This window comes from Candidatus Pantoea multigeneris (assembly GCF_011752615.1).
In the GTDB taxonomy this organism is placed as follows: domain Bacteria; phylum Pseudomonadota; class Gammaproteobacteria; order Enterobacterales; family Enterobacteriaceae; genus Pantoea; species Pantoea multigeneris.
On record NZ_VWXF01000002.1, the window covers coordinates 648,552 to 675,199 of the forward strand.

Sequence of the window (26,648 nt, forward strand, 5' to 3'; positions counted from 1 at the left end):
ACGTTTTACGCTGTTAAGAAAACGTTATTTCAGCCCCGTCGATGTGGTTTTTGCGTCTATTTCTGCCTAGGCGCGTTGAAATTACATTAAACAACCTCGTTACATTTACGAAATCCTTACATTTGTCTTCCACCTGGTGCTTACGCACGCAATAAAAATATAAAATCAATTAAATCAGTACATTGATTGATATGACTACTAAAAACTTACCCGTTTTCTCGATGGGTTTTTGACTGATCAACATGCTTTTTTGAGAGTGATAATCATTACGAGATTAGCGCTTGAACAATTGGTTTACATTTTTATACGTGACGTATACATCGTGTATACATATGATATTCCAATCCGTAGTGAGCACTAACGTCACAAAGGTGGCTTCTTGAGCAAGATGCCAGGACATAAAAAAAAATACGTTTTGCGCTGTTTTTTAGGCATTTAATGCGCATTTTCAATACTGAAAAACTTAATCCCCAACACCATAAGTGGAATGTAACTGGAGTATCACCATGAAAAAAATATCGGCATTACCTGCAGATGACGCACTGCCGGGTTGGTATCACACGAGCCGTGCTCGCACGCCAAAACCGGCTCACATTGGTCAAAAAAAATGCCGCTGGGCGATCATCGGGGCAGGGCTGACAGGGCTAGCCGCTGCACGGCAAATGGCACTGAATTTTCCTGATGACGAGATCGTGTTAATTGAAGCTCAGGAAGTGGGTTTTGGATCTGCGGGACGTAATGCCGGTTTTGCGATCGATGTGCCACATGATATTGGGGCTAAGGATTATATTGGCGACGTAAAAACAGCAAAATTAATTCTAAAGCTGAATACACTGGGACAGAACTACCTTAAAGACTTGATTAAGACACATGACATTCAATGCCAGATGTCGGAATCGGTTAAATATCAAGCAGCGGTAGGGCAGCCGGGGATCGACATACTGGAAGCCTATCGTTCTGGATTAGAAAAAATTGGCAGAGAAACACAGATGATCTCTGGTAAAGATCTGCCTGAACACTTAGGAACATCTTACTATAAACAGGCACTTTTCATTCCTGGCACTTTATTGCTGCAGCCTTCCGCTTTAGTTAAGGGATTGGCTGATACTCTGCCTGCAAATGTGACTTTATATGAATACACACCGATTAAAGCCATAAATTATGGCGATAAGGTCACGTTGATTCATGACAATGGCTCAATCACAACGGATAACCTGATTCTCGCTAATAATGGTTTTGCATCGGAATTTGGCTTCCTTGAAAGGAAGCTGTTACCGACCTTCCTCTATGGCAGCCTGTCACGAGAATTGACCCAGGAAGAGCAGCAGCGTCTGGGAGGGAAACCTGTCTGGGGCGTAATTCCTGCACATCCATTTGGCAGCACAATAAGACGTACTGTTGATAACAGAATTCTTGTACGTAACAGCTTTACCTTCCATGGTAATGGCCGACCGGGTCAGGCTGAGTTGCAGAAATTTGTTGAAAATCATCGCAAATCCTTCCAGCGTCGCTTCCCAATGTTGCCTGACGTCAACTTTGAATACACCTGGAGCGGGGCCATCTGCCTTTCAGAAAACCACGAAGGTTTCTTTGGCAAGCTGGCACCCAACGTCTACGGCGCACTTTGCTGTAACGGCCTTGGTATCACTCGCGGTACGGCTACGGGTGTATTACTCGCAGATATGCTCGCAGGTAAAAAGAGTGATCTGACCGATTTCCTGCTCGCGTCACCGGGTCCAAACAAAACGCCGCCAGAACCTTTCTTGTCCATTGGGGTGAATTCAGTGCTGAAATGGGGCCAGTTCCGCGCGGGTCTCGAGGTATAAGGCATTTTCTGGCGTATAAGCAGCAAAGTTCAAAGAAATAAATAAGGTAAAATTATGGATCGGGCAAAGCCTGTATTAATTGATGATGTTGAAATAAACCGCTTTCACCAGTTTCTGACCGCACGTACAGGTGGCGGGTGGATAATGGTCGGATATATTTTGAGTATCATTGGCGTAGCGACATTATCCATGTCGGCAAAACTAGGTTTGAGCGGATTGTGGCAAGGCATGGTCGCGGCCATGGCATTACTCGGTGTATTCTGCGGCGGTTTTCTCGGTGGATGGTTGACTGACAAACTGGGGCGTCAGAAACTTTTTTATGCATCACCTGCGGTAATATTCCTCTGTTCAATCGCCATGTATTGGGTGAATGGTGGCATGTCGCTGTCCTTACTGCGACTGATTTCAGGCCTGGCTGTAGGGATTGAATATACCGCCGCCGGTTCACTGCTGACTGAATTCATTCCGCAAAAAAGCCGAGGGTCGCGCTTATCGCTTCTGACGGTTTTATGGTTCTTAGGCGCAGCGCTGGCCTATATTGTCGGCAATGCTTTACTGAACGATGCAAACGGTGATGCCTGGCGAAATGTGATGGCCAGCCCCGCCGTGATTGCTGGTTTATTATTCTTCTTCCGACTTGGTACACCTGAATCACCGCGCTGGTTGCTGAGTAAAGGGCGCAGACAAGAAGCAGAAAAAATCATCAAGCAGGTCTATGGTGCTAATTTCTCTTTGAAAAACATCGCAGAAGATAAATCTTCAGGTAAAGCGATGACACTGGGTGACGCTTTACGTGCAGGCTATGGTAAGCGCATTTTCTTTGTCGTGATGTTCTGGGCTTGTGCCGTCATCCCCGTCTTTGCCGTGTATGCTTTTGTGCCGAAATTATTCCAGGCGCTCCATTTAACGGGCAACCTTGCGGCCTGGGGCTCAATGGGTATCACGCTGATCCTGGTACTTGGCTGTATCGCTGCCACCTGGTTAATTAACTACATTGGCCGACGGACGTTAATCATCCATAGCTTCTTATGGTCAGGTATCGCTTTACTGGCGTTAGGCCTTTTACCTGATGCAGCAGGATGGATCGTTCTGTCACTGTTCGGCGTTTATGCACTGTTTATCGGTGGGGCTCAGGTGCTGGAATTTGTTTATCCAAATGAACTTTTCCCGACTGAAATCAGAGCTTCTGCGGTAGGTATGGGTGCCTCGCTTGCTGCGCTGAGTAGCGCTGTAGGCACTTGGCTTGTGCCTATTTCATTGCAGTCATTTGGCATTGGCACCACGATGCTCGCGGCAGCCGTCATCACGCTGCTTGGGCTTCTGATCTCTCTGGTCCTTGCGCCAGAAACGAAATCAATGAGCTTGCAGGAAGCCGCTCAGCTCTAAAGTCAGTAGTAAAGTGCCTCTGTACTTGCAGAGGCACTTTTAATCTGACACTGACGCATGACGACTTTTTCCTCCAACGGGTCTATTCAGAGTTTCCAGTCAATTATGAGTTAATTAAATCCACATTAACTCAACCTAACTTATCAAAAAACTCACCTATCACAGGTGCCAGTTTCTGATGCCGGAGGCTGGCTTTTCGTCTGTAATTGAACGGGTGGGTGATAGCAAGCTGATGTCTGCTGTATTCCCTGCCCGGCTAAGTTTCAAGAGTAAGGTCTCAGCCGAAAGGCTTGTTTAGCGCCATCCCGGAAAAATATCCCAACGCCGCTCCCGTTAACGTGCTTTTTTGACGGCGATCACATGCACTTGTCGATCGCCGTCAAAGTTTGATCATAAGCAAACCATATTGGTTGACTTTGTTAATTTCATGCTTCTATTCTCCTTGATATCAATGAATACAACCATGCATACAATAATGAGCATCGAATGATCCAGAATTTCCTGTTAGCAACATCAACGTTTTGATGAGGTCACTATGGTTAGCATAAATGCCCCTGCGGTTAAGCGGTTATCATGTTGTTTGTTATTGGGCTTCACGATGGTGGTGTCACCCCTTACCGCCTCAGCAGCAGATAATTTCTGGCAAAACATTCAACAAAAAGGGGTGCTGCGTTGCGGAGCGGCCACAGCAGCGCCCTATGTCATGAGGGACCCTAAAACTCAGCAATACAGTGGCTATTTTTCAGAACTCTGTCGTGACTTTGGTCAGAATGTATTGAAAGTGAAAGTGCAATTTGTTGATGCCAGTTGGGACACGCTGGTGGCTGGATTACAAAGTGACAAGTGGGACCTCGCGATGGGATTGAACCAGACACCAGAGCGCGCCCTGGCCGTCGGGTTTTCTGTCCCTGTGCAGGATTATCAAATCTCATTTCTGATTAATAAACAGAATCCTAAAGTAAACGCCTTAGGCAATAAGCTTGCCGATTTTGACAAAGAAGGGATCACTTTTGCCGTCATGTCCGGTACCGCACAGGATAGGGCGATCACTGCGGCCATTAAACAGGGAAAAATCATGCGACTGCCTGGAAATGATGAAAGCCGTATGGCGTTGATGGCCAGACGCGCTGATGTGCTGGTAGATGCCAGTGACACTAATCATCTATTTGCTCTCGCTAACCCCGACTGGGCGGCAGAAGTGTTGCCATCACCTGCTCTTGCAAAACAGGGGGTTTCATTCGCTTTACCACGCTCTGTCTCTGAAGCCGACAGGGATGTCCTTAACATTTACCTGACGCAACGTCGCGCTACGGGTGAAATTGATCAGTGGGTAAATAAAGCCTCACAAGAAGCAAACGCCGCTAAGTAAGGTAAGTCAATACACTCATTAAATAAACCCAGTGCATTAGCGCACGCAGTGGAGGAAAACCCATGAACGCCTCAAGTCATTTGGCCACGGCACTCACTCGCGTCAATCATGAGCAGCCTGTATTAATGAATGAGTTTAACAAGGGAGACTTTATTCATTTAAAAAAGGTCTGCAAATCTTATGGTGAACTTAAGGTTATGGATAATTTCGACCTGAGTATGCGTAATGATGATCGTCTGGTTATTATCGGCCCCAGCGGTAGTGGTAAAAGTTCTCTATTGCGTGTGTTAATGGGCCTTGAGGGAATACAGAGCGGCGAAATTCACTTTCAAAAAAATGACTATATTGTCGGCGATAAGCAAAAAGAAGCCAAAATTCTCGACAGAAATATCCAGAAGAAAATTGGCATGGTGTTTCAGCATTACACGCTTTTTCCTCATCTTTCTATTTTAAGCAATCTCATTCTGGCACCGGTCAAAGTCCACAATATGGGTAAAGCGGAGGCCACGGAAAAAGCACGTGCCTTATTGGCGCGCTTTGGTCTGGAGGGCAAGATCAACGCATGGCCGAGCCAGCTCTCAGGGGGCCAGAAGCAGCGAGTCGCGATAGCGCGAGCGCTTATGCTGGAGCCTGAATTGATGTTGTTTGATGAAGTGACCTCCGCGCTGGACCCTGAAATGGTGACTGAAGTACAGAATGTCATGATGCAACTGGCGAATCAGAAAATGGCGATGATTATCGTGACACATGATATGCATTTCGCCCGAAACATTGCCTCACGCGTCGTCTTCTGCGCTAACGGGAAAATAGTTGAACAGGGAAATCCCGAAAAACTCTTTACTTGTCCCAGAGAAACACGCACGCGTGAGTTTCTGGAAAAAGTATTGCACCTGAATTAAAGGGGGCGGTAAATGCATTATCAATTCAACTTTAATTTTCTTAACGGCAATTTGGGCGCTTTATGGGATGGGTTGAAAGTGACGCTTGAACTCTCCCTGATGGCAAATGCACTGGGCCTGACGTTGGGTTTTTTATTATGCATGATGGCAATGAGTTCGATTTCTATCATTCGTTGGCCAACCAAACTTTTTATTGAGTTTTTTCGCTGCACGCCGGTATTACTGCAAATTGTCTGGTTTTATTATTGTGTCCCGATGATGTTCAATCTGTTTCTTGACCCGATTTACATGGGTTTCCTCGCGCTGGGATTAAACCTGGCGGCATTTAATGCAGAAGCCTATCGCGCTGGCGTACAGGCGGTGCCGCGTGAGCATCACGATGCGGGTATTGCACTGGGGCTGAACAAGGTGCAGCAAACCCTGTATGTGGTGTTACCGCAGGCAGTTCGCAGCGCACTACCGGTGCTGATGACCAACGGCATCGCCATTTTGCAGCAAACCGCGCTGGTCGCCATCGTGGCCATCTCTGACCTGATGTATGTCGGCAAGAATATCGCGACTGAAACCTATCGCCCGCTGGAAACCTATTCACTGATCGCGCTGATTTACTTCGCGCTCTCACTGCCGATTTCACAACTGGTTGGATGGGTTGAACGCCGCCAGGACGCGGCCACCGCACGCTGAGGATTGCATCATGACACTTGATTTCACCCAGGTCTTCTCTTACTGGCAGGTGCTGCTACAGGGATTAGGTCTTACGCTGGCTTTCACACTGAGTTGTGCCGTGTTGGGCATTATGGCGGGCTTTATTATCAGCTTGCTGCGCATGTCTCCGGTGGCCCCATTGCGCTGGTTGATCACGCTATACGTCGAATTCTTTCGTGGAACGCCGCTGCTAATCCAGTTGTTCTGGGTGTTTTTCTGCTTACCGGTGGTGTTCCACATCGATATTGCGCCATGGCTGTGCGTCACCCTATCGCTGGTGATGTATATGGCGGCGATCACCAGCGAGACCTTTCGTGGATCGCTGAAATCGATTGCGGGTGAGCAGCATGATGCCTGTATAGCCCTGAGCCTGACGCCGACCACCAAAATTCTGTATGTCATCTTTCCCCAGGCGTTGCTACGCGCAATCCCCACGCTGCTTTCCAATGTGGTCAGCCTGTTTAAAGAGAGCGCGCTGATCTCATCGGTGGGCGTGGCCGACCTGATGTTTGTCGGCCAGAACATTTCCAACAGTACCGCACGGCCGGTGGAATTTCTCACCGCTGTCGCCGTGATCTATTTCGTTGTGGCATTCCCCTTAACACGCCTGGTGGGTGTTGTTGAATCACGTTTGTTACGACGTTATGCCCTTTGATAACTGACTCCACAGGAGGAGTAATAATGAAATTGAACGGTATTTTACCCGCGCTGGTAACCCCATTTAATGCTGCTAATGACGTTGATCACGATCAGCTGGCCAATATTCTGGAGTATCAACTGAAGGCGGGCGTCAGTGGGTTTGTGCCCCTGGGATCAACAGGAGAATATTACGCGCTGACCAATGAAGAACGCCGCCAGGTGTTAAAAACGGTGAAGGCCGTCGTCGGTGAACGCGGCACGTTGATTGCCGGCGCTAACGGCTCCTGTACGCGTGAAGTGCTGGAACAGGTGAAACAGACTGTCGATGCGGGTTACCACAATCTGCTGATTGCGCCGCCTTACTATGCATTGCCTTCGCAGGAAGAATTGATCGGCCATTATCAGGTCATTCTGAATGAATTCAGCGACATCAACCTGGTGCTGTATAACTATCCGGTGCGCACCAACGTGGAAGTCGGGTTTAGCGTGCTGGATGCATTTAAAGATCATCCCCGTGTGATCGGCATTAAAGAGAGCAGCGGCAGCGTGCTTCGTGCTGTGGAAATTGGTAACAGCTATAAAGACAACTACCAGCTCTCTTGTGGCTCCGATGATGTCGCCTTTGACTTCTTTATGTGGGGCGCCAGCAGCTGGATCTGTGGTCCAGCCAACTGCTTCCCCGATCAGATTTGCGAATTCTATCGTAAGTTCAGCAGCGGCGATCTGACCGGTGCGCAAAACGTCATGCGCTCGCTGTTCCCGGTCATGGCGAGCATGGAAGAGGGGAAATTTATTCAGAAAGTAAAATATGGCTGTGAACTGGCAGGGTTTAAACCCGGCAATGCGCGCATGCCTTTACAGCCGCTAACGACCGAAGAGAAAGCCACGTTCCGCAAAATCTTCGAAGCGTCTCAGGTTTAAATCAATTGGCGACGCGGGCTGGCGAATCTGCGATATTCACCAGCCGCTTTTTAGAGTGAAGAATAAATGGTGAAACAGCAGCAGTCAGTGGTGATTGGTGGGGGTATTGTCGGCGTCTGTTGTGCCCTTTACCTGCAAAAGGAAGGGCATCAGGTTTGGTTAATCGACCCGGCTGCGCCTGGCGACAGCACCGCGAAATGGAGCTGCGGCCAGATGGCGGTCAGTGAGATCATCCCTTTATCTAAGCCAGGTATTTTGAAGCGTATCCCAGGCTGGATGCTTGATCAGACAGGGCCGCTGGCACTTCGCCCCGCAGCCATACCGGCGATACTGCCGTGGTTTTTGCGCTTCGTGGCCAATGCACGTCACAGCCGCATCGAGTCGATTGCACAGGCGATGGCATCGCTGACGCATCAGGTCTACCCCGATTTCGCCTCTTTGCTGGCCCTTTGTCCTGACAAAACGCTGCTGGGGCAGCGTCCAGTGATTGAGGTTTTCGATACGCCTCGCGGATTGGCTGCTGAACGTGAACATCTCGAACTGCGTGAACAGTTAGGCTTTCGTGCAGAAACACTGGGTGCGGATGACATCGCCGCACTGGAACCGGCGCTGGCGGGGAAATTTTCTCATGGCGTTCTGTTTCCTGACTGGTGCGCAGTAAGTGACACCAAAGGGTTCATTGCCGCATTAACTGATGCCTTTGTGCAGCAAGGCGGCACGCGTATTGATTCCGAGGCCGATCGCATTCTTGAAGCGAATGGCCTGGCGAACGGCGTGCTGCTACGCGATGGCCGTAGCTTGCCTGCCGATCATGTTGTGGTTGCGGCGGGTACCGGCTCGCGTCGTTTCTTTTCCACGCTCGGTGTGCGTGTCCCGCTCACCGGTATTTCAGGCTACCAGGCGCTGCTGCCGCAACCGGAAGTCGAGTTTCGTCATTCCGTCATTTACGCCGATGGGGGATTCTGCTTTACACCCATGACGCGCGGTTTGCAGATTGGTGGCACCATTGAGTTTGCGGGTGCCGATGCCAAACCCAATTTCAAGCGCGCGGAAATTATCCTGCAAAAAGCACGTAAACTGCTGCCCCAGCTTAATGACACGGCGAAAGAGTTTGGGGTGGGGCATCGCCCGTTCTTGCCGGATACTAAACCGATTATTGACCGTTCGCGGCGACTGAGTAATGTCTTAATGGCTTTCGGACACGGGCAACTTGGCTTAACGCTGGGTGCGACAACGGGTCGTCTTATCGCCGACCTTGCGGTACAGCGACCGACTGCGCAGGACATCACGCCGTTCAGCGCCTACCGCTTTATGGAAGGAGATCGTACATGAGTGCTACAACGCAACTGTTCATCAATGGGCAATGGGTTAACCCGCGTAAAGGCGAGAACTTCGCCACTATTGATCCTGACAGCGAAAAAGAAATTGCCCGGATTGCCGCAGCAACGCGAGAAGATGTTGACCTCGCCGTGCAAGCAGCACGCAACGCTTTTGATAACGGCGGCTGGCCGGAGCTGAGTGGTAAGGCGCGTGCAGGCTATTTACGCCGCATCGCCAGTTTGATCCGCGAAAAGCAGCAGATGCTGGCGGAACTGGAAGTCCGGGATAACGGAAAGCCGTTACCAGAGGCACTGTGGGACATTGGTGATACCGCTTATTGTTTTGATTTTTACGCAGATTTAGCAGAGAAGCTGGACAACCAACGCGAGCAAGCGGTGGCACTGACCGATGATCGCTTTAGCAGCCTGGCCCGCAAGGAGCCGATTGGCGTCTGCGGGGCGATCATTCCGTGGAATTTCCCGATGCTGATGGCGGCATGGAAAGTGGCCCCTGCGTTGGCGGCTGGCTGCACTGTGGTATTGAAACCTTCCGAAGTGACACCCCTCACCGCATTACAGTTGGCAGACATCGCCCATCAGGCGGAGTTACCGGCTGGCGTGTTGAATGTGATTACGGGTTTAGGTCACGAGGCAGGCTCAGCGCTGACCGAACATCCTGACGTTGATAAGCTGGCTTTCACCGGCAGCGTGCCCACGGGCCGTAAAATTATGCAGGTTGCCGCGACAGAGATTAAAAATGTCAGCCTGGAACTCGGTGGTAAGTCAGCTTTTATCCTCTTTGACGACAGCGACATCGAAAAAGCGGTGGAGTGGATCCTGTTTGGCATTTTCTGGAACAAAGGTGAAGTCTGCTCAGCCACGTCGCGCGTGCTGGTTCAGCGCAATCTCTATCAGCCTTTGATGAAGCGTCTGGTTGAAGAAGCCGAGAAGATTAAAATCGGTAATGGCATGGATGAGGGCGTCCTGCTCGGGCCGCTGGTCAATGAAGCACAGTATAAAAAAGTGCAGAGCGCGATTGCGCAGGGCATTGAACAGGGCGCTACGCTGTTGAGCGGTGGCAAACGCCCCCAGGGCCACGACAAAGGCTACTACCTACAGCCCACCATCTTCACCGAAATGACGGAGGAAAGTGAACTGTGGCGCGAAGAAATCTTTGGCCCGGTCGTCTGCGTTCGTGCCTTTGATGAGGAAGCCGAAGCGATTGCCTCCGCGAATCGATCGCGCTTTGGCCTTGCTGCCGCCGTGATGTCCGAAGATCTTGAGCGCGCCGAACGCGTAGCGCGTAAGCTTCGCGCAGGCATCGTCTGGATCAACTGTTCACAACCCACCTTCACCGAAGCACCCTGGGGCGGCTACAAACAGAGCGGTATTGGCCGGGAATTGGGGGAGTGGGGTCTCAACAACTACCTCGAAACAAAACAAATCACGCGTTATGACAGCGATGAGCCCTGGGGTTGGTACCTTAAATAAGCGAAAACTGCATGCGCTAAGTGATACCAGGGAACCGGCGTTGTTCTGAACGGCTTGCACCGCTAACATGCCAGTATGACTTTCAGCCAGAGACGTGAATGATGAGCATAAAAAAAGAGAAAGAAGAGAAAGAAGAGGGCACCGGGCGTCGTCATGGCGGACGTTATATTTATGAAGAACTGCGCCGACAGATCCTGACACTGCAACTGAAATATGGTGAGCCGTTAGATGAGATATCACTGGCCACTGCTTTTGGCTTATCACGCTCGCCCGTGCGTGATGCCATGGCACGCCTGGTGAGTGAAGGTCTGGTGACGATTTTGCCCAATCGCACAGCCATCGTGACGCCGTTTGAGATTGAAGAGTTTCCCAACTACATCACGGCGTTAGATCTGGTGCAGCGGGCGGTCACGCGACTGGCTGCACTTCATCGCAATGAGGAAGATATCCGCCATATTGAAGCCGCGAATGAAGCCTACATGGAAATGGTCTACAAAGGCGACTTCAGTACGATGACCGAACGCAATAAAGAGTTCCACCTGGCGATCGCAAAGGCCGCTCGCAATGGCTATTTGGCAACGTATTACGACAAGTTGCTCTCGGAAGGCCAGCGGATGCAGCACTTACAGTTTGATTTTATGACTCGCCAGGATGCGCCTTCAAAATTAGGTCGCGATCATGATGACTTAATTGCCGCGATTAAATCAGGTGATGCGGAAAATGCGGATAAAATGGCACATGAACATACCATGTTATTCCAGAGTCGATTCCTGTCATTTATGCAGGGGAATCTTTTGAAGGACATGGCACTTAACTATTAATTCCTTTGTTAGCTTTATAAGCCGGAGTATGACTATTCCGGCTTGAGTATCCCTACGCCTGAATTCAGGATTAATAAATAAGAGACATCTTATCTATGTGGGTCACTGCTGGAAATGCGTGGCGCGCAAACTGTTGCTTAATAAGGAGAGGCTATGAGTCTGTTGTCAGGTAAAACCGTGCTGGTTACGGGTGCAACAAAAGGCATCGGCAGCGAAATTGTTAAAGCGCTACACGCTGAAGGCGCAAACGTCATTGGACACTTTGGCCGGGATAACGCCAGCGCCGAGCAGATGCTGGCACGCTATCCTGAACGCCTTGATATGATTCAGGCAGATTTAGCGAGAGCTGATGGCGCAGCGACATTGTGGCGTCACGCTTTAGAAGTAGCAAACAATATTGATGTGCTGGTGAATAACGCCGGGATCTATGTTGCTTCGCCACTGAATCGGGATGAGGCGTGGCAACAAGGCTGGCAGGCCAATTTGCAGGTGAATTTACAAGCGCCGGCAGATTTATGCCGCTTCGCTATCGAGCATTACACTGAGCGCGGCGGCGGCATTATCATCAATATGGCCAGCCGATCATCACATCGCGGTGACGGTCCTGAGCACCTGGCTTATGGTGCGGCGAAAGGCGGTTTATTAGCGCTGACCAAAGGTATCGCACGAGGATATGGTGACAGAAACGTGCTGGCCTATGCGCTGGCACCGGGTTGGGTGCGCACTGCAATGGCTGAAGATCATATTGCCAGCGTAGGGGAAGCGGCAGTGACCGCTAATCTGCCACTGCGCGAAGTAACACCCCCCTCAGATGTTGCCGCCATGGTCAGTTTTCTTGCCAGCGGGCGCTGCCGCCATGCTACAGGTTCAACCATTGATATCACCGGCGCAGACTATGTTCGTTAGCCTGGTCCCTTCACGTTAATGCCAGTGAGATGAATCAGTTAAATGTGACGCCGATCACACTGATTCATCGTTTTTCGCATAATTTAAATTTATGTAAATTCAACTTGTTGACTTTGTTAACAACTGCGCACTATGCTTTCTCGCCATCTTGTATACATGATTGCATTCAATGATGGTTTTTTGGCAAACATTGCGTTCAACTGAGTCACGAGTAAATGAAGATGTAATTTTTTAAAAGGTCGTTAGCCCACTTAAAAGGTCATTCTTTCCTGATTCATCAGGAAGGCAGGGTGAGTGTTTCTTAAATAAAAGTATTTATTCCTTTTAATTCACTGGCCGGGATTTCGGTCGGATGCAATGTGTGCATTATATTTTCAAATCTGATGGGAAATAATTTATGGATGTAACGAATCCGGGGAAGGCTGCTCAGTTCTGGGTTAAACTGGTTGGTATTGTCACCGCCCTTGCTGGCGTTTATTTCGTTGGTGGAGGTGCCTGGCTGGCCTGGCTGGGTGGTAGCTGGTACTTTGTTGTTGCCGGGCTGCTTTTATTAATCAGTGGCGTATTACTCACCCGAAAACGTTTATCAGGTGCAGTATTTTATGGCATAGCGTTTGTATTCAGCGTTATTTGGTCTCTGTGGGATGTGGGCCTGCAATTCTGGCCGCTATTTTCCCGCCTTTTTGCACCTGCGGCTGGCGCTGTATTGATTGCATTTACAGTACCGCTCTTAACGAAAGAGCGCGGTGCGCGCCTTTTTTCCGTGACTATTGGCGTCTTGCTTGCGGTTGCGGTGGTTTCTTCCTTTATCAGTTCCTTCCAGCCGAAAGGCATCATCCGTAACGCCGATGTTCAGTCTAAAGCAGATGAGGCGCATGACGTTGCCCCCAACTCTGGACCAAAAGACTGGCAAGCCTGGGCGGGGGATACGAAAGGCTCACGTTTTTCTACCTTGAGTGACATCACGCCAGACAACGTGAAAGATCTGAAAGTTGCCTGGACTGCCCATACGGGTGAGGCAGTGGTGCCAGATAAAGGCGATGCTGAAGATCAGAATACGCCATTACAGGTAGGCGATAGTCTGTTTGTTTGTACGGCATATACCTCACTGATTTCTTACGACATTGATAGCGGTAAGGAAAAGTGGCGCTATACCGCGGGACGCGGTAATTCGACTTACCAGCGCTGCCGTGGGATTGGCTATTTCGATGCAACCCGTGCGAAAAACGTTGTAGAACCGGGCAAATCGCTGGATACCACCGTGAGCCCGCAACGTCTGTTCTTCCCAACCGGTGACGGTCGTCTGGTGGCGATTGATGCTCACACGGGTAAACCGGCAGCCAATTTTGGTGACAACGGCATTGTCGATCTGAAAATCGGCATGGGTGAAGTGAAGCCTGGCTATTATCAGCAATCCTCAGCGCCGCTGGTGGCCGGTAATGTTGTGATTGTCGGTGGCCGTGTCATCGATAACTTCGAAACCAATGAACCACCGGGTGTTGTGCGCGCTTATGACGCGGTAACCGGTAAACTGGTATGGGCCTGGGATCCGGGTAATCCAGCGGTCACGCGTGAACCGCTGTCGCCAGAAGGCTACACGCGCGGTACGCCAAACGTCTGGGTGGGAATGTCCTACGATGCTGACCTTGGCATGGTATATCTTCCAACCGGTAACGCAACGCCTGATTTCTTTGGTGGCGAGCGTCGTGAAGGCGATGAAAAGTACAGTTCTTCGATTGTCGCGGTAAACGTATCAACAGGCCGTCCAGTCTGGAACTTCCAGACTGTGCATCATGATATCTGGGACTTTGATGCCACTGGCACGCCGCTGCTGTATGACATCAAAAATGATGATGGGTCGGTCACCCCCGCGCTGGCAGAGACCTCGAAAACCGGCATGATTTATCTGCTCGATCGCCGTAATGGTAAACCCGTTGCGCCGATTGAAGAGCGTCCGGTGCCGCAGGGTAACCTGCCGGGAGAGCGCTATTCTCCAACTCAGCCTTACTCATCAATGCCGGGCATTGGCAATGAAACGCTGAAAGAGTCGGATATGTGGGGCGCAACGCCGTTCGATCAGCTAATGTGCCGCATTCGCTTTAAATCGAGCCGTTACGAAGGCATCTTCACGCCACCGGGTCTGGATATGGCGCTTCAGTATCCTGGCTCACTGGGCGGGATTAACTGGGGTGGTGTTTCCGTTGATCCAACCACTAACCTGATGTTTGTTAATGACTTACGTCTTGGTCTGTATTACAAGATGGTCGCCGCCAAAGACATCCCACCAGGCCAGGGCACCAGTGAAGGCATGGGGTGGATTGTGCAAAAAGGACTGCCGTATGGTTCATTGCGCGAGCGTCTGATGTCTCCACTGGGTGTTCCATGCCAGGCGCCGCCTTTTGGAACGATGTCCGCTATCGACCTGAAGACGCAGAAACTGGTCTGGCAGATCCCCGTGGGTACCGTGCAGGATACCGGACCTCTGGGCATTCCGGTTGGACTGCAAATGCCGCTGGGTATGCCAACGCTTGGCCCATCCCTGGCGACGCGCTCAGGCTTACTGTTCTTTGCGGGTACTCAGGATTTCTATCTGCGCGCCTTTAACAGCCATACAGGGGCTGAAGTGTGGAAATCTCGCCTACCCGTAGGCAGCCAAAGTGGCCCAATCACTTATCGCTCTGAGAAAACCGGTAAGCAATATGTGGTGATTTTCGCCGGTGGATCGCCTCATTCGGCAGAACGCGGCGATGACATTATTGCTTACGCGCTGCCTGAGTAACTGAATAGATAAAATGTCTAAGCCGATGTCTTGATGACATCGGCTTTTTTTATCATCTCAGCTTTGCGGTTCTGAGTTGAGATCCTGCGCTATCTGTAAACAGAATTTCGGAATGATATTCACACCCTGAGCGGATAGTGTATCGATGAATAAATCATTCCCACCATGATCGATGCAGATGATTAAAATCTGCCTACATTGAGTTTATCGCTCAAATGTTGTACTACCTGAGCGGGAGTGGGTTGCCTGGACATTTCCTCAGCCACTTCTGCCGCAGATTTTTTTAGCAGGGGGTTTTGCAAAAATAGCCGCATCAACTCTGTTGATAGTCCATTCGGACCAGGCATAATTCCACATCCGCGATCAACTACAGCCCTGGCATTGACCGGACGATCGGCTCCGACGCCAAAAATAATTTGAGGTATTCCCGCATGCAATGCGGTCAGCGTATTTCCTGCCCCACCGTGGTGAATAAACCCGTCGGCTCCGCTTAAAAACATCCCCATGGAGATCCAGTCAACCAAACGCACATTTTCTGGTAGGGAACGTAATTCAGCACGCGCGTTGTTTGAAATATGCAAAACAATCTCAGCATCAATCTCACTGGCAGAATCCATCACCCACGCAATTAAATCCAGACCATCAACCATCGGTTTAACCGTTCCAAGACTGACAAGGATACGTTTACGACAGGGATCTTTTTGCCACCATGCCTCACTGACTGCTCCGCCATTGTAGGGTACATACTGCATCGGGATGACAGGCTCACCACTGTTTTGCAAAAGGGTCATGCTCGGGGGGGTGACGTCGATCCACGCAAAATCACGAGCAGGCGCTTTAATGGCATGTCTGGCATAGGCACCTTGCATCGTGCGGTTCATGCCACGAGTGTGACGAGGGGTATGCGCAAATCCCACCGTTTGCATGACTGCAGGAATACTAAATTTAGCCGCAAGCATCGGCCCTATGGGAGCGAGGGGAGGATAGATAATCAAATCAGGCTGCCAGGCAGCGGTAAACTCAACCAGCAGGTCAGCCATTTCATCACTGAAGAATGAAAAATTTCCTGTAATTTCTTGTTGTTTACGCTTTTCTGCACGTGAACGATATTCTGCTTCTGAATCAAGTTCAGGGGCTGCATCAAAGGCCATTAGACCAGCCTCTGCAACCTGACGTGCAAATCGACCTGCACTAGCAACAATGACTTCATGACCTGAAATGCGAAAAGCTTGTGCAAATGAAATAACTGGAAAGAGTAATCCAAAAAGAGGGGGTCCGATAAACAGCACGCGCATGAGAAATCCTTTCTCCTGTTAAAACTATAGCATCGAGGCCAGGGGTATTTTTAATTGACCATTCATAACTATTCAATCATGAAACAAGCAAAGTTTTTTATGACAAGAACCTATAAGCCGTCATTTTTATCCTCGCCACCATAGTGACTGAAGACTATAGAATCAAGAAAAATAACAGTTCGATATTTAGCATGCAAAAAATCAATTAATACAAATGATAATTAAAAACAAGGGTATTACCTTTGCATTTTATTTTAAGTTGTTATTTTTTGTTTCAAAATGGAATAAAATAAATCCCATTGACTCAGTAATGACATTTTGTTACGTTGTTTGGAAAATGATAAGCGTTATCATTACACTATTTACAAAAAATGTTCATCCCTATTATTGAGAAATTATCAGCGTGACTGAGCTTAAATATGTCGAAAAGTGAGTTGCCATTTCGGTGTTTCATTTTTGGGATGAACAAGTTGAGCAGCATCATGAAAGGTGAAAGTGGATATCACCTGTAAACTTATGAGTGCTGTTGAAAAATGACAGGGATCTTCAATATTAACCACGGAGCGGTTTATGTTAAGCACCAAAATTCTTCAGGAAAAACTCGCTGCTAACCTCATTCCTTTTCTTGCCCACAAAGTAAATACAAGTTTGTTATGGTCTGGGCCTGAAACAGAAAGTATTGCTGCTATGCAGGATGCATGTAGTTACATGATCCAGCCAGGGAGTCCAGCAGTGAGTAGAGTTTTTCTTGCGGAGAGATATGGTGGCAGGGGACTGCAACGCAATGGCGGGGGGGCCCGTTGTGGCATATTCGGTGAATATCAGGTTAAAGGTATTGGCGCAAATCCTTTAGTCGGCAAAGGCACCAGTTGGCAGCATGCCAATGGCACGCTCGGCGTGACCGAAGCCATTTACGAAGCTATTTGGGGCGAAATCCTCGATGAGGTGTTGCCGTTTGGCGCAGTTAAAGTACAGGCCATTCTTCTTACCGATCGCTATATTCATGATGCCCCAGAAGATATTACACTTTCTGACCGCCGAGCCTTACTCGTCCGAAGTCCGGCCATTCGTCCAGCCCACTTCGAGCGCGCACCCTATTTTAGGCCTAAAGAAGAATTCTCAGGACAACTGATGCACGATGCCCGTCGGGTTCGTGCTGTCATCAGCCATTTGCCTCTCTGCTTACCACAACCTGAATGCGGCTACAGCCCTGAGGCGAAGAATTCTCCTCAAGTGCAGTGTATCGAAGGACTCTGTGAGTTGGCACGCCGCCTGGCCTGGCAGTTGGCCTATTGCCGCACACGGTTTCTGAAAATCACCACATCGCCCTCAAATGTGGCTATTGATGGTCGCCTGCTAGACTTTAATGGTCTTGGGTGTCTTTTTCCCACAGATAATGTTTATGATTTTGGTTATCAGCTTCGGCTGAAAGAGATGATGAAAGAGCCTGCGATAGTGCGCAAAGGACTCACTGACCTCACGGTATATCTTGGCAAATATCTATATGGGGTGGACTTTAGCCTCCATGCATCACAACAAATTCAGAAAATGTTTGTGCAGACTTTCGAGCTGGCCTGCCTGCACGGCTATCTGTCACTGCTGGGGATTGATTTTGATGAGACGGTATCACTGAATACTGCACCAGAGGCTTTCAAAGATCTGGTCACGCGTTTTCTTCAACTTCTGGCATATCAACGCCATCATTTTTGTGACAGAACATCTGAAGAACAAAGCCCGGCACTGCTGGAGCGGGTCGTGCTCCAGTTATATGGGGAGATACAAGATAGAAAACTGCAAAATAATCGCGGCTTTCAGCAGCTTCAGCGCTGCTTACTCGTTGTTCGCCCGTTTATCAAGAAGAGCGACAGTGAGTTAGCACATCTGGGACTTCTGCGACTGCAACCGCGTCCCAACTTGCACAAGCTTCAGATGTTCAGTGAGATTAACCAACTGTTAGCGCGCTATGTGCATGATGAACCCGCCTTGTATAAGGCGCTTTCAAACATGGTGGCAGATAAGAAGGCGTTTGCCCGTGATGCCTTAGGGACTATTGCGACAAAGAGGTTCTAATGGAATATATTCACGAGTTATGTGATGGCAAGGACGAGTGGTCAACTCACGAAAAGATTGGGTTTGCCGTAAGCTGTATGCTGAAACATCGCAATTACAGTTTATATCCTGTATTAAGCATTCAGCGCTGGACTGAATACGCCATCAATCATCACCAGATAAAATTCTTTTTTGATGGTCACAATCAGCCATTGGGTTACATCACCTGGGCATATCTGGAAGCAGACACTGAATTAAGGATGCTCAATGATGAAAAATTCAACCTACACCCCTCTGAGTGGAATGAGGGAGGAAGGATCTGGCTGCTTGATTTCTGTTGCGCCCCCGGCTATTCCCTGGAAGTCATCAAAAAGTTAAAAAGAATACGTCCCTGGGGAGAAGGTCAGGTGCGTTGGGTTAGCAGAAGAAATCAATCAATAAAAGTGTTCTCCTGACTGAATGTTTAAGTAAATCGTGTATAAATTCGTCTACATTTCATCAAAATAACTTTTATAAAGGAAAAAAAGCTTTGTTTCGTAAGGATGCGATCAAACACAAAAATCGGCACTGGCGCGGCCGGGCACTTCTGCTTCCTGGCATCCCCCTGTGGCCGATCGTGGCAGGATGTCTGCTCTTTATTACTGCGTTCCTGACATTCATTACACTTGGAAATTATACCCGTAGGGTCAATGTCGGCGGCGAAGTCACTACATGGCCGCGTGCCGTTCATATTTATTCTGATGTCCAGGGTGTTGTTGTGAAGCAGTATGTTCACGACCAGCAGCAAATCAAAAAGGGCGAGCCGCTTTATCAGATTGATGTCAGTAAGAGCACGCAGGATGGTGTCGTCAGCGTTAATAAGCGCAGTGCTATTGAAAGTGAGATTGTGCGCATTGACGATATCATTGCGAGATTAAAAGAAAGTAAAAAAGTCACGCTGGCAACGCTGGAAAAACAGCGCCAACAATACAGTGAAGCTTACAGTCGCTCATCAGAGATTGTTAAAAATGCGCAGGTAGGCATCAATATTATGAAAGCTAACATGGAGAGTTACCGTAACTACCAGACCAAAGGTCTCATCACAAAAGATCAGCTGGCTTACCAGACAGAAATTTACTATCAGCAACAGAACAGCCTGTTGGGGCTGACTGGCCAGAATGATCAAAATGCATTGCAGATGACCACCACTGAAAGTCAGATCCAGACGCAAGCCGCTGACTTCGATAATCGTATCTATCAAACCGAACTGCAACGTTATGATCTTCAAAAAGAGCTGCTTGATGCTGACGTTGGCGGAACCAATATCGTCAGAGCGCTCTCGGATGGCCGGGTAGACTCGATGAGTGTGACCGTCGGGCAGATGGTGAGTGCGGGCGATAGCCTGTTACAGCTGATTCCAAAGAATATTCAACACTATTATCTGGTGTTGTGGGTGCCCAATGATGTTGTTCCCTATTTGATGCTCGGTGACAAAGTCAATCTAAGCTATGCCGCCTTTCCTGCGGCAAAATTCGGTCAATTTTCCGCAAAAATTACGGCGATTAGCAGTGCACCTGCATCAACACAAGAGATGATGACCTATCCTGGTGCCCCAAAAATCACACCGGATTCACCGGGCCCCTGGTACAAAGTCGTGGTGACACCGGAAAAACAGTCGATTTCATACGATGGAAAATCCATGCCGCTTGAAAATGGCATGAAGGCTGAAAGTACCCTGTTTCTGGAAAAGAGAAGGATCTACCAATGGATGCTTTCTCCTTTCTACGATATGAAGCACAGTGCAACGGGGGCAGTCGATGCGTGAGAACCGCTTCCGTCATCTTATTGATCAATTAGACATGCGCTGGCGTAAACAAACGCCGGTGGTACATCAGACCGAATCCTCAGAATGTGGTCTGGCTTGTCTGGCAATGGTGTGTGGTCATTACGGAAAGAATATTGACCTGATCGCACTACGACAGCAGTTTAATCTATCCGCGAGGGGCAGTTCACTCTCCGGCCTTACTTCGGTTGCGGAACAGTTGGGAATGGCTACCCGTGCACTTTCTCTGGAGCTTGAAGAGGTCAGCGCCTTAAAAGCCCCCAGTATTTTGCACTGGGGATTTAACCATTTTGTGGTACTGGTGGGTGTTAAAAACAATAAATTTATTTTGCATGATCCTGCCCGGGGGAGGCGTGTGGTGGGTATGGAAGAATTTTCCGCCCATTTCACCGGCGTGGCTCTGGAGGCCTGGCCCGGCAGTGAATTTATTGTGGAGACGACGAAAACCAGGATCAAACTCCATACGCTCATCAATAGCATCTATGGCATCAACACGACCCTGGCAAAAATTTTCTTCCTGTCAGTGGTCATTGAAGCCATTAACCTGGTGATGCCAATTGGGACACAGCTCGTCATGGACCATGCAATACCGGCGGCGGATCGGGGATTACTGACATTAATCTGTGCCGGATTGATGTTTTTTATTTTTTTGCGAGCGGCAACGGGGACATTACGTGCCTGGACATCATTAGTGATGGGCGCGTTGATCAATGTCCAGTGGCAGTCAGGATTATTTAATCACCTCCTCAAGCTGCCACTGACCTATTTTGACCGGCGTAAACTGGGCGATATTCAGTCGCGTTTTAGTTCACTGGATGCACTACGAACCACCTTCACGACCAGCGTGGTTGGGGCGATGATGGATGGCATCATGGTAGTAGGGCTGGTGGTGATGCTGGTGTTGTACGGGGGTAATCTCACCTGGGTGGTGCTTGGCTTCACAGCAATCTACGTGCTAATGCGCCTGTTCACTTACCGCTACTATCGCCAGTTATCAGAACAAAGACTGGTGCGTGAAGCTCGAGCCAGCTCCTACTTCATGGAAACTTTGTATGGCATTGCCACCGTCAAGGTTCAGGGTATGGGCGAGCGCAGAGGAGCACACTGGCTCAATCTCAAAATAGATGCCATTAACACCAGCATTAAGCTCAACAAAATGGATCTGTTATTTGGTGGCATCAATACGTTTGTTGCTACCTGCGATCAAATCGCCATTCTATGGCTGGGCACCAGTCTTATCATGGACAATCATTTAACCATCGGCATGTTTGTCGCTTTTGGATCGTTTCGAGGGCAATTTTCCGACCGCGTGGCTTCACTGACAAACTTTGTGTTGCAGCTACGTATGATGAGCCTGCATAACGAGCGTATCGCGGATATTGCGCTGCACGAGCGTGAAGAACAAAAGACCAGCCTTATTGTTCCCGGCGTGAGGAAGCCTGCTGCCCTGGAAACGATTTCTATAGATTACAGCTATGACAGCCAGTCGGAACCCGTACTACGCAACATTAATATCTCCGTATCACCGGGGGAGAGCGTGGCTATCGTCGGGGCTTCAGGCTCAGGTAAAAGCACTCTGATAAAAGTCTTATCCGGGTTATTTGAGCCTACTTCAGGCAAGGTGATGGTTAACGGTGTTGATATCCGGAAATTGGGTTTAAACAATTATCAACAAATGATCGCCTGCGTAATGCAGGATGACAGGCTTTTTTCAGGATCGATACGCGAGAATATCTGCGGTTTTACAGACAATGTCGATGAAGCATGGATGATTGAGTGCGCACAGGCCGGTTATATTCATGACGTTATTATCAAGATGCCGATGGGCTATGAAACGTTGATTGGCGAACTAGGCGAAGGTCTTTCAGGTGGACAGAAACAGCGTGTTTTTATTGCCCGCGCATTGTACAGGCGACCAACAATTTTATTTATGGATGAAGCCACAAGCTCACTGGATATGGACAGTGAACGCTCTGTCAATGGTGCGATAAAGAACATGAATATAACAAGAATCATCGTGGCTCATCGGGAAAAAACTTTGAAGGCTGTTGATAGATTGATCTACTTGAATTAATCATCATCAATTCACCCATGTATTAACAAGGACGGAAGTGGAAAATGAAGAAGCTATCTTTTTATTTTTTGCGTTTCATAGAAAAAACGGGTCCATTCTATTTTATTTTGTCATTCGTTTTCTATCTTTCTGGTTTTTTTGATGAAAAAGTACTAGGTATGATAGTAGTTTGTTCTATCGTCGGTATTATTATGGTTGTTACCGATGAATTAAAAAAAAGAAAGTGATGACTTAACATGGAGATATAGTTATGAGAGAAATATCAATTACGGATATGGAATCAGTTTACGGTGCATCGAGTCAAGGGGAACTGGTTGCTGGCGCGGTAGGTTCATATGTTGGGGGTACAGTTGGTGAAGATGTTGGGGGTGCAATAGGAGGCAATGCTGGTCGAGCTATCGGAGGATATGTAGGGAAAACACTGTATGATAATATAGGATCAGGCTATACCGTAGCTTCACCTATTACTGAAGGATTAGGATCATTTGATGCTAATTATAATTCATCCTTAGGTGATAGTGGCTGGTCACAAAGTAACGATGGGGTTAGTAATGGACAGTAGAAAATAAATATTTAATCTAAATATACACAATGATTAATAGTGATAGTTATTATCATCTGTTGATTAATGTGATTTTTTGTTGTCATTCTGTGTGGAATTTTTAAAACACTAATCAATAAGGAAGATTATGCGTAATTTAACTACAGACCAGATGCGAATGATCAGCGGTGCTGCTGATATTGTTGGGGCAGCTCAAGCCGCTGGTTCGGGCATAGGAGGCACTGCGGGCGCCATTGCGGGCGGTGAAGAGGGGGCCTTAATTGGTTTGGGGTTTGGCGGAGCTGCTGGGTCAATTATTGGAGGAGGAATTGGTGCAACCGTAGGATTTTTGGGTGGAGATGCTATAGGTACTGCTATCTCTGCCGGTATTGATTCTATCAGCAGTTATTTTGGTGATGATTCATCGTCATCTTCTTCATCGGGCTCTTGATTTTATTATATTGGAGCAGCTTTCGCTGCTCTTGATACCAAGGAGAACTACAATGTTTTTCAAATACAGAATTAAACGATTGAACCTGCTTGATCAATGGCGCATGGATAAATATCATATATTATTTAGCATTTTTGTTTCACTTGTTTTCACAGCGATGATTCTATGGGTATTTCCTCTTTTCGCCCATGGGAATACCATAGATGGCCTGATCGGAATGCTCTGCGGGTTATCTATCAACAGCTGGATGACCTGTGTTAGCCGCCTTTATATTAATACGCCAATGGATGTAGGTAATATAATCGATCTTCTTGAAGAGAGAAAGTACAAAAAAAATGCGCAGGGAGACTACGAATTAAGTGTCAAAAAATTCCTGGAATTTAAACCCCAGTGTATTTCTATAAAAGAACACGATGACGCACTGGTGCTCACTGGGCCCTATAACATATTGAAAAATATAACCAAAATTCTCAAAATTAAAAAATAATATAAAGTGACGGCTATATTCCTTATGTAATCTTATTTTTCCTCGAAGAGTCGTCAGCCTCGCAGGTCTTGAATGTACATCTTCAAGACTTCAGGCTGCGCGCCACCGCATGAGCATACAACGTCGCAGCGCGACCAAAGTACCGGCTAACTGTACGCGACCCGCAAATCCAGAAACGCGTACGTAGCCGCCGATTCGTGAAGGCTTTCAGGCTGTCCACCTACTTTGATGGCTGCACCGTCACACGCTTTCAGTTTAGCCCCGAAATCACCGCACATTTTACAGAAACCCAATTGATTCAACAGAACCTTTACCTCAGTGAATATAAGCTATATTTATTATTTCGATTTCCGGATGTTGAATTTGTGATGAAGATCAGCCATGCCATAGTGTTGGCAGGGAAATTCTAAACAAGAGAGTGTGAGCCTGCCGAAATGCATGTGACCGCGCAATACCGAAGAAATGCTGAGGCATTATGATTCGACTGGAAAATATCACCAAGACCTATCCCGGCAATGCCCGACATGCTATCAAATCGTTGAATATAAACATCAATCAGGGAGAAATCTGCACCTTTGTCGGCCCAAGCGGCTGCGGAAAAACCACCACCCTGCGGATGATTAATCGCCTTGATATTCCTGACGAGGGCGAAGTCTACATTCAGGGCGAAGCGCTCTCGACGGCAGATATTATTCAGGTACGCCGTCAAATCGGCTTTGTGATGCAAAGTCCGGCGCTGTTTCCCCATCGCACGGTGGCGGAAAATATTGCCACCGTACCGCGACTGCTGAAATGGGATAAGCACGCCATCAGCCGCCGCATTGACGAGCTGGTGGCGCTGATGTCGCTGGACCCGCTGCTGCTAAAACGTTATCCCCATCAGCTCTCCGGTGGCCAGCAGAGCCGCGTCTCGATTGCTCGCGCGCTGGCCGCCGATCCACCGATCCTGCTGATGGACGAACCCTTCGCGGCCATCGATCCGGTGGTACGGGTAAAGCTGCAGGAAGAGCTGCTGGCGTTACAGGCCCGCCTGCATAAAACGATTATCCTGGTCACCCACGACATTAACGAAGCCATTCGCCTCGGTGACCGCATCGCCATCTTCCAGGAAGGCGGCATTCTCGCGCAATTGGACACCCCGGACCAGATCCTGTCGCACCCGGCCAGTGATTTCGTGCAGAACTTTATCGGGCCGGAGCCGGCGCTCAAGCGTCTGGCTCGGCTGCGCGTCGGTGATCTGCCTCGCCATGACGTGGCGCTGATTGCTGCTGACGGACAGCGGCTCTCCACCGACTTTCCCCTGTTGACCGTGCAACATCCGCTTATGGTTGATAGCGATCGCCGCCCGCTACGCTGGCAGGGCGGTGTTGATACGGTGTCGCCACGGCTGGTGCGCGACGAACAGTCGCTGCTGCACGCCTACAACGATCTGCTCAACGCGCCACAGGGGGTGCTGATAAGGGTCAGCGAAGATGGCCGCTACGCGGGCTCGGTCGACAGCGGACTGTTGAGTGCCGCGCTGCAAAACCTACAGGGTGGCCGACATGATTGAGTGGCACTGGATCGCCGACAACGCCGCCATGATTGTTCAGCTGTTTCTGGAACATTTGCAAATGGTGCTGCTGTCGCTCACGCTCGGTACGCTGTTAACGGCGCTGATGCTGCTGATCTGCACTCACTGGCCGTCTTTCGCCGGGCCGCTGATTTCGGTGAGCAGCGTGCTGTTTACTATCCCCTCGCTGGCGATGTTTATTCTGCTGCTGCCGTGGACCGGGTTGAGCGTCACCACCGCGGTGATCGGCCTGACGCTCTATTCTCTCCTGATCCTGATGCGCAACGTGCTGGCGGGGATGCAAAATCTGCCACCGGATATTCTCGAATCGGCGCGCGCACTGGGGTACACCCGCTTTAGGCGATTTACTGACATTGAAATCTTCCTGATCCTGCCGTCGCTGTTTGCCGGGCTGCGGATTGCCTCAGTGACGCTGGTCGGGCTGGTGATTGTCACCGCGCTGATTGGCCAGGGCGGGCTGGGGCAGCTAATGATCGTCGGCTTTAACCAAGACTTCCTGACGCCCATCCTGACCAGCCTGGCACTGAGCTTGCTGCTGTCACTGATGCTTGACCTGCTGATTACCCGTATCGGCTATCGTTTAACCCGGTGGACGCGCTAATGACGATAATTATGGATACCTGGCACTGGTTCCTGCAGGGCACACACTGGAGCGGCGATCTCGGCATCTGGCATCGGCTGGTGCAACATCTCTACTACGTGCTGGTCAGCCTGGCGATTGCTGCGCTTATCGCCCAGCCGTTGGGCATCCTGTTTGGCTACCTGCAGCGCGGCGCATTTCTGGCGATCAACCTGTTCAATATCGGTCAGGCCTTCCCGTCGCTGGGCATTATTTTACTGTGCATCATGCTGTTTGGCTTCAATGATGTGCCGGTGTTTATCGCCCTGGTCGCGCTGGCAATTCCACCGATGCTGACTAACACCTACGTCGGCATCAGCCAGGCTGACAGAACCCTGCACGATGCTGCGAAAGCAATGGGCATGACCCCGCTGCAGGCATTGCTGAAGGTACGTATTCCGCTCGCGATGCCGCTGATTTTTGCCGGTATCCGCACCTCGCTGTTACAGCTGATCGCCACTGCGGTGGTGGCCGCCTATGCCGGACTCGATGGTCTCGGCCGCTTTTTGATTGATGGCCTCGGCCAGCGTGATTTCCCGCAGGTCATTGCCGGATCGCTGGTGGTTTCGCTGCTGGCCGTTGGCTGTGAGTTACTGATGTCGTTGATTGCCCGGCGCTGGTTTGCCTTTACGCCGCTCGCCGCCCGTTAACTCCCCGCGTAGTTGCTACGCACGAT

General features: G+C 49.3%; 24 protein-coding genes. 23 read left to right on the plus strand and 1 reads right to left on the minus strand.

Going from position 1 to position 26,648, the window contains the following annotated elements; genetic code table 11:
• Positions 1-506 precede the first annotated feature (506 nt).
• The 12 genes from F3J40_RS08360 (at position 507) to F3J40_RS08415 (ending at position 15,061) form a co-directional block, all read left to right on the plus strand.
• The gene (locus F3J40_RS08360; RefSeq protein WP_167013629.1) at positions 507-1,826 is read left to right on the plus strand and encodes an NAD(P)/FAD-dependent oxidoreductase; all 1,320 of its coding nucleotides are present in this window, start codon (positions 507-509) and stop codon (positions 1,824-1,826) included.
• A 54-nt stretch (positions 1,827-1,880) separates the two neighbouring features.
• Positions 1,881-3,212 carry an MFS transporter gene (locus F3J40_RS08365; protein ID WP_167013631.1) on the plus strand — a complete coding sequence of 444 codons (1,332 nt, stop codon included), beginning with the start codon at positions 1,881-1,883 and terminating at the stop codon, positions 3,210-3,212.
• Between the two features lie 598 nt (positions 3,213-3,810).
• Positions 3,811-4,581, plus strand: coding sequence for a transporter substrate-binding domain-containing protein (locus F3J40_RS08370; protein WP_205297289.1), 771 nt, complete (start codon positions 3,811-3,813; stop codon positions 4,579-4,581).
• Positions 4,582-4,706: 125 nt separating this feature from the next.
• Positions 4,707-5,480, plus strand: a complete 774-nt coding sequence (locus F3J40_RS08375) for an amino acid ABC transporter ATP-binding protein (protein WP_167013844.1) — start codon at positions 4,707-4,709, stop codon at positions 5,478-5,480.
• A 12-nt stretch (positions 5,481-5,492) separates the two neighbouring features.
• Positions 5,493-6,164, plus strand: a complete 672-nt coding sequence (locus tag F3J40_RS08380) for an amino acid ABC transporter permease (protein ID WP_167013635.1) — start codon at positions 5,493-5,495, stop codon at positions 6,162-6,164.
• Between the two features lie 10 nt (positions 6,165-6,174).
• Complete coding sequence (locus tag F3J40_RS08385; RefSeq protein WP_167013637.1) at positions 6,175-6,840, plus strand: amino acid ABC transporter permease; 666 nt, start codon at positions 6,175-6,177, stop codon at positions 6,838-6,840.
• Positions 6,841-6,866: 26 nt separating this feature from the next.
• Positions 6,867-7,745, plus strand: a complete 879-nt coding sequence (locus F3J40_RS08390; protein WP_167013639.1) for a dihydrodipicolinate synthase family protein — start codon at positions 6,867-6,869, stop codon at positions 7,743-7,745.
• 66 nt (positions 7,746-7,811) lie between these two features.
• Positions 7,812-9,077: an NAD(P)/FAD-dependent oxidoreductase gene (locus tag F3J40_RS08395; protein WP_167013641.1), complete on the plus strand. Its 1,266-nt coding sequence runs from the start codon at positions 7,812-7,814 to the stop codon at positions 9,075-9,077.
• A complete protein-coding gene (locus tag F3J40_RS08400) occupies positions 9,074-10,555 on the plus strand; it encodes an aldehyde dehydrogenase family protein (RefSeq protein WP_167013643.1) in 1,482 nt (493 codons plus the stop codon). Before F3J40_RS08395 ends, F3J40_RS08400 begins: the two co-directional genes overlap by 4 nt.
• 98 nt (positions 10,556-10,653) lie before the next feature.
• Positions 10,654-11,376 carry a GntR family transcriptional regulator gene (locus F3J40_RS08405; protein ID WP_205297251.1) on the plus strand — a complete coding sequence of 241 codons (723 nt, stop codon included), beginning with the start codon at positions 10,654-10,656 and terminating at the stop codon, positions 11,374-11,376.
• A 153-nt stretch (positions 11,377-11,529) separates the two neighbouring features.
• A complete protein-coding gene (locus F3J40_RS08410; RefSeq protein ID WP_167013645.1) occupies positions 11,530-12,282 on the plus strand; it encodes an SDR family NAD(P)-dependent oxidoreductase in 753 nt (250 codons plus the stop codon).
• Positions 12,283-12,679: 397 nt separating this feature from the next.
• Positions 12,680-15,061 (plus strand): membrane-bound PQQ-dependent dehydrogenase, glucose/quinate/shikimate family, encoded by a 2,382-nt coding sequence (locus F3J40_RS08415; protein WP_167013647.1) that lies wholly within the window; start codon positions 12,680-12,682, stop codon positions 15,059-15,061.
• A 182-nt stretch (positions 15,062-15,243) separates the two neighbouring features.
• Here F3J40_RS08415 and F3J40_RS08420 read toward each other — a convergent pair whose 3' ends face one another.
• Complete coding sequence (locus F3J40_RS08420) at positions 15,244-16,356, minus strand: nucleotide disphospho-sugar-binding domain-containing protein (RefSeq protein ID WP_167013649.1); 1,113 nt, start codon at positions 16,354-16,356, stop codon at positions 15,244-15,246.
• Positions 16,357-16,926: 570 nt separating this feature from the next.
• On the opposite strand from F3J40_RS08420, the gene F3J40_RS08425 reads away from it, so the two are divergent.
• From F3J40_RS08425 to F3J40_RS08475, 11 genes are all read left to right on the plus strand, one after another.
• Positions 16,927-18,426, plus strand: a complete 1,500-nt coding sequence (locus F3J40_RS08425) for an MchC protein (protein WP_240155351.1) — start codon at positions 16,927-16,929, stop codon at positions 18,424-18,426.
• Positions 18,426-18,860 carry a toxin-activating lysine-acyltransferase gene (locus F3J40_RS08430; RefSeq protein WP_167013651.1) on the plus strand — a complete coding sequence of 145 codons (435 nt, stop codon included), beginning with the start codon at positions 18,426-18,428 and terminating at the stop codon, positions 18,858-18,860. The genes F3J40_RS08425 and F3J40_RS08430 overlap by 1 nt, the downstream gene beginning before the upstream one ends.
• Positions 18,861-18,934: 74 nt before the next feature.
• Complete coding sequence (locus F3J40_RS08435; RefSeq protein ID WP_167013653.1) at positions 18,935-20,209, plus strand: HlyD family secretion protein; 1,275 nt, start codon at positions 18,935-18,937, stop codon at positions 20,207-20,209.
• Positions 20,202-22,301 (plus strand): peptidase domain-containing ABC transporter, encoded by a 2,100-nt coding sequence (locus F3J40_RS08440; protein WP_205297252.1) that lies wholly within the window; start codon positions 20,202-20,204, stop codon positions 22,299-22,301. Before F3J40_RS08435 ends, F3J40_RS08440 begins: the two co-directional genes overlap by 8 nt.
• A 44-nt stretch (positions 22,302-22,345) precedes the next feature.
• The gene (locus F3J40_RS08445; RefSeq protein ID WP_167013656.1) at positions 22,346-22,528 is read left to right on the plus strand and encodes a hypothetical protein; all 183 of its coding nucleotides are present in this window, start codon (positions 22,346-22,348) and stop codon (positions 22,526-22,528) included.
• 23 nt (positions 22,529-22,551) lie between these two features.
• Complete coding sequence (locus F3J40_RS08450; RefSeq protein ID WP_167013658.1) at positions 22,552-22,863, plus strand: hypothetical protein; 312 nt, start codon at positions 22,552-22,554, stop codon at positions 22,861-22,863.
• 127 nt (positions 22,864-22,990) lie between these two features.
• Complete coding sequence (locus F3J40_RS08455) at positions 22,991-23,293, plus strand: hypothetical protein (protein ID WP_205297253.1); 303 nt, start codon at positions 22,991-22,993, stop codon at positions 23,291-23,293.
• A 52-nt stretch (positions 23,294-23,345) separates the two neighbouring features.
• Positions 23,346-23,780, plus strand: a complete 435-nt coding sequence (locus F3J40_RS08460) for a hypothetical protein (RefSeq protein WP_167013660.1) — start codon at positions 23,346-23,348, stop codon at positions 23,778-23,780.
• Between the two features lie 475 nt (positions 23,781-24,255).
• On the plus strand, positions 24,256-25,332 hold the full coding sequence (locus F3J40_RS08465; RefSeq protein ID WP_167013662.1) for an ABC transporter ATP-binding protein: 1,077 nt from the start codon (positions 24,256-24,258) through the stop codon (positions 25,330-25,332).
• Positions 25,325-25,954 carry an ABC transporter permease gene (locus tag F3J40_RS08470; RefSeq protein WP_167013664.1) on the plus strand — a complete coding sequence of 210 codons (630 nt, stop codon included), beginning with the start codon at positions 25,325-25,327 and terminating at the stop codon, positions 25,952-25,954. The genes F3J40_RS08465 and F3J40_RS08470 overlap by 8 nt, the downstream gene beginning before the upstream one ends.
• Positions 25,954-26,622 carry an ABC transporter permease gene (locus F3J40_RS08475; protein WP_167013666.1) on the plus strand — a complete coding sequence of 223 codons (669 nt, stop codon included), beginning with the start codon at positions 25,954-25,956 and terminating at the stop codon, positions 26,620-26,622. The genes F3J40_RS08470 and F3J40_RS08475 overlap by 1 nt, the downstream gene beginning before the upstream one ends.
• Positions 26,623-26,648: the final 26 nt, after the last annotated feature.

Coding starts and splice junctions, on each gene's coding strand:
- F3J40_RS08440 (WP_205297252.1), top strand. CDS start 20,202: ATGCGTGAGAACCGCTTCCGTCATCTTATTGATCAATTAGACATGCGC.
- F3J40_RS08425 (WP_240155351.1), top strand. CDS start 16,927: ATGTTAAGCACCAAAATTCTTCAGGAAAAACTCGCTGCTAACCTCATT.
- F3J40_RS08465 (WP_167013662.1), top strand. CDS start 24,256: ATGATTCGACTGGAAAATATCACCAAGACCTATCCCGGCAATGCCCGA.
- F3J40_RS08370 (WP_205297289.1), top strand. CDS start 3,811: ATGGTGGTGTCACCCCTTACCGCCTCAGCAGCAGATAATTTCTGGCAA.
- F3J40_RS08395 (WP_167013641.1), top strand. CDS start 7,812: ATGGTGAAACAGCAGCAGTCAGTGGTGATTGGTGGGGGTATTGTCGGC.
- F3J40_RS08450 (WP_167013658.1), top strand. CDS start 22,552: ATGAGAGAAATATCAATTACGGATATGGAATCAGTTTACGGTGCATCG.
- F3J40_RS08475 (WP_167013666.1), top strand. CDS start 25,954: ATGACGATAATTATGGATACCTGGCACTGGTTCCTGCAGGGCACACAC.
- F3J40_RS08405 (WP_205297251.1), top strand. CDS start 10,654: ATGATGAGCATAAAAAAAGAGAAAGAAGAGAAAGAAGAGGGCACCGGG.
- F3J40_RS08390 (WP_167013639.1), top strand. CDS start 6,867: ATGAAATTGAACGGTATTTTACCCGCGCTGGTAACCCCATTTAATGCT.
- F3J40_RS08360 (WP_167013629.1), top strand. CDS start 507: ATGAAAAAAATATCGGCATTACCTGCAGATGACGCACTGCCGGGTTGG.
- F3J40_RS08415 (WP_167013647.1), top strand. CDS start 12,680: ATGGATGTAACGAATCCGGGGAAGGCTGCTCAGTTCTGGGTTAAACTG.
- F3J40_RS08410 (WP_167013645.1), top strand. CDS start 11,530: ATGAGTCTGTTGTCAGGTAAAACCGTGCTGGTTACGGGTGCAACAAAA.
- F3J40_RS08460 (WP_167013660.1), top strand. CDS start 23,346: ATGTTTTTCAAATACAGAATTAAACGATTGAACCTGCTTGATCAATGG.
- F3J40_RS08445 (WP_167013656.1), top strand. CDS start 22,346: ATGAAGAAGCTATCTTTTTATTTTTTGCGTTTCATAGAAAAAACGGGT.
- F3J40_RS08455 (WP_205297253.1), top strand. CDS start 22,991: ATGCGTAATTTAACTACAGACCAGATGCGAATGATCAGCGGTGCTGCT.
- F3J40_RS08430 (WP_167013651.1), top strand. CDS start 18,426: ATGGAATATATTCACGAGTTATGTGATGGCAAGGACGAGTGGTCAACT.
- F3J40_RS08385 (WP_167013637.1), top strand. CDS start 6,175: ATGACACTTGATTTCACCCAGGTCTTCTCTTACTGGCAGGTGCTGCTA.
- F3J40_RS08380 (WP_167013635.1), top strand. CDS start 5,493: ATGCATTATCAATTCAACTTTAATTTTCTTAACGGCAATTTGGGCGCT.
- F3J40_RS08400 (WP_167013643.1), top strand. CDS start 9,074: ATGAGTGCTACAACGCAACTGTTCATCAATGGGCAATGGGTTAACCCG.
- F3J40_RS08365 (WP_167013631.1), top strand. CDS start 1,881: ATGGATCGGGCAAAGCCTGTATTAATTGATGATGTTGAAATAAACCGC.
- F3J40_RS08420 (WP_167013649.1), bottom strand. CDS start 16,356: ATGCGCGTGCTGTTTATCGGACCCCCTCTTTTTGGATTACTCTTTCCA.
- F3J40_RS08375 (WP_167013844.1), top strand. CDS start 4,707: ATGAATGAGTTTAACAAGGGAGACTTTATTCATTTAAAAAAGGTCTGC.
- F3J40_RS08470 (WP_167013664.1), top strand. CDS start 25,325: ATGATTGAGTGGCACTGGATCGCCGACAACGCCGCCATGATTGTTCAG.